Annotated in this window: 2 protein-coding genes; both read right to left on the bottom strand. The window is 54.6% G+C overall.

The annotated features are described in order from the left end of the window. Positions 1-396: 396 nt before the first annotated feature. On the bottom strand, positions 397-960 hold the full coding sequence (locus AC0AP0_RS11770) for a hypothetical protein (protein WP_490430598.1): 564 nt from the start codon (positions 958-960) through the stop codon (positions 397-399). A gap of 269 nt (positions 961-1,229) precedes the next feature. Beyond that, entirely contained in the window at positions 1,230-2,294 is a 1,065-nt protein-coding gene (locus tag AC0AP0_RS11765) for a hypothetical protein (protein WP_463603278.1), read from the bottom strand. Positions 2,295-2,534: the final 240 nt, after the last annotated feature.

The raw sequence follows: 2,534 nt of genomic DNA, 5'->3' as shown, positions 1-2,534 counted from the left end.
AGGATTATGGCGAGCAGAATACTGACGGCCATAGCTGGTCTACCTATTGTGTACGAATGCTGACGCATGCTAATTACGATCCCCTTCCCCCAGGAACAGCGGCCAAGCTATCGGATACCCCCATCTTTCAGGCCAGCCGTAGGCCAGGTACAGTCCCGACAATCTGAAACAACTTTATCACACCCGGCTTTATAACACCCAGGTTATGACTGGACGGCGGCTTCTTAACGACAATATTCGGGTTGTGAAGGTTGTTGAATATGGGGTTTCGTTGCTTTCTGTTCCACGACCTCGGAGGCTCCGGACGGCAGGCAGAATGGGTCGCACGTTTGCTGTTTTATACGTAGCTTCTTTCGGTAAACTTCCTGCAGCTCGATTGCATCGTTGGTCCAGCCTCTATAAGTTTCGGATATGCGGGTCGAGCAATGCAATTAATTTGGTCCCACTCGGTTGGTTGCAAGAGAGCTTGTGTGGGTTGCCTTGCGCGATCTCGATTTGTGCGAATGGGAAGAAATTCTTTCCGTCACCGGCTGGGTAATTTATGTCAGAAGAAGAACGCTGCATGGCTTGCCCGTTCACCTTGCATTGCGCAGCTTCAGCCCGCTTATGGTCGGCTCGCTGTGCCAGTACATACAGGGTTCCCGATTTGTTCGCAGAGATGGTCTTGACACTGCCATCACCAGAAACGTTGTACTTTGTCAACGATGAAAGATAATTGGAGACCTGTTTTACTGATGGCTCTGACCTATTCGATCCCTGGCAACCCGAGAACAGGGCCACACTCATCAATACTGCTACGAGAGCGATTATTTGTTTTTTCCAGATAGCCCCAGCTGTTCTTGCTTTGCTGCGGAATTGGGCTGGCAATGCCGTGAGCCGTCCCACGCGTACCCGGGAATCCCGCTCATGCGCCTCTGCCGGATCAAAGTCTGTCTGTCCAAAAGCCTTTGTCTCCTTCATCAGTTCTCCTTACGCAGGTGGTGGAGGGTTCACAACATTGTTCATTAGATTTAAGTCTCATAACCCAGAAGAGCGGTTATTAGCTGAAGCAAGTTTATCTCTTTCTCTAAGTATACAAAATACTTGCCGACTCGATATTTGCCGACTTGTATCATTCGCGGTCGAATGCTGGCCGTATTTACCTGGTTAGCAACCACTCTTCCTGTTAATCGGGTTAGCATCACGCGCGATTCTCACTGTCTGCAGACCCGAAGTCGCAGCGGGTGCTCTCAGGGTAGCTGGTCCATATGCCCGCTGTAGTCATGGTTGACCGGGTTGGTGTTCCAGGGGTAGGGCAGTGCGGTCTGCGGATAGATGTCCGCCAGCAGGTCGTAGCCGGTCGGATCGTATTCGCGTAGCTCGTTCCTGGTGTTGAGCGGGCCCCGGACGCCGTCCCAGTTGTCGTCGGCGCTCTCAGCCATGACGTTGAACCACATGGAGGTCAGGGTGGCGAAGTACTCCTCGATGTTGCCCATCAAGTAGGTGTGGGGCCAGAGACCCGTCTCCTGTGCATGGCTGTAGGCGGCTTGGATTCGATGGGCCAGGCTCTGATCCTCAAGGCGGTTGATGCCCAGCAGGTGGATGGCGTGGCCGAATTCATGGGCCAGTATGGACTCATTGGGGTAGCGGGTCTGGTGTACGCCCTCGGTGATGCGTTCGATGTTGGCGGCGGAAATGGAAGTGATCGGGTCATCGATCATGCCTCCATAACCTTCAACTGGCCGATCCATGATCTGAGCGCCGCCGCGATGCTCGGGTATGTCATAGACGTCCTCGTGCAGCCCGTAGATGGCGACCCTGGCACCCTCGGCGATCATGGTCTTGGCTACCTGCGGCGATGCGGACAGCATGGTGTCGATCAGGTCGGCCGCCAGCAGTCGGGTGTGGTGCTTGACGTCGTCCGATGATTCGATGGGGATGCCGCAGCGGCAATTGGTGAACTGGGTGTACTGATAGTGCCAGTTGTTGACCACGATCTCGACCTCCGGGTCGGCATGCTGGCCTTGTCGGTTGACGATGGCCGCGTCCGCCCGTATGATCAGGCGTCCCAGAACAGTGAAATCCAAGGGTTCCCTGGTGATCAGCGTGGACCGTTTTTTGATGGGTTCATAGACGTTGAGCAGGTTCCACTCCACGTCGGTCCTCTCCATCAGCGGCAGGGGATGCCCGTCCAGGGAAAGCCGGAAGTGCCGGGGATCGGCGGCTCCTTTCACCTCCTGGTCCCAGTAGAGTTCGATGCGTCGAGAATCGATCATCTGGCTGAAAATCACCCGGGGTGGATTGGTATGAGGCATTGGGGATCTCCCTTCATTGCGGAATCACCTTGTTGTTTTCATCCTATGGGACTTGTGGGCGAAACCTCTTTGGCGGGGACCATTGCGTCAATAAAAACCACCTATTGTTCCCTTCGCTCGACCCTTTGGTCGGTTTCAGTGGGAGTTGAAGTGGCGCTGGTGGAAGGTTCTGCGGTAGCGGGTGGGGCTGATGCCGGTGCTGCGTTTGAACACCTTCATGAAGTATTTATCGTCCTTGTA

The organism is Bifidobacterium sp. POST2/T3 (B1), assembly GCF_058197115.1.
The sequence above is the reverse complement of the archived record's forward strand: the minus strand, read 5'-3'. Positions and strand labels throughout refer to the sequence as shown.